This is a genomic window from Gemella sp. GH3 (assembly GCF_013415425.1).
Classification (GTDB): Bacteria; Bacillota; Bacilli; order Staphylococcales; family Gemellaceae; genus Gemelliphila.
In genome coordinates, this window is record NZ_JACBYC010000044.1 from 1 (window position 1) to 427 (window position 427).

1 protein-coding gene is annotated in these 427 nt (G+C 30.9%); it reads left to right on the top strand.

Translation table 11 applies throughout. The features are described from left to right. Nucleotides 1-138: C1q-binding complement inhibitor VraX (gene vraX / locus HZY83_RS01200; protein WP_179942293.1), on the top strand; the 138-nt coding region annotated here is incomplete at its 5' end. Between the last annotated feature and the right edge of the window lie 289 nt (nt 139-427).

Genomic DNA, 427 nt, shown 5'->3' on the forward strand with positions numbered 1-427 from the left:
GTACCTATTTACGAAATCATAACTAAAACTTTCAAGACTATTACAGTAAAATGTGATGAAACTTTCAGTGAATTCGAAATCTATAAATTGCTCTCTCTACTAGAAAATGACGTAGACACAATGAAAATGAGTTACTAAACCGTGTCGATGTTATTTTCACATCCAAACAAGACAGTGCACAAAATCCAATTGAGAATTTGAGAATTAGAATTTATGTTCTAATTATTCCCTAACATAATGTGTTTTTTAAAGTTTTCTGTCCCCTAAACTATTAACTTTAAAAGCCATTCAATCATCCCTAAAAATACTCACCTTAAAATGTATAAAACGCTAATGTTAGCCAAAATTGTCCCCTTTTGTAGCTCGGAGAGAACCTTTGAGCGTTGCTAACATTAGCGTTTATTTTTTCTAATTAAAAGAACGTCTA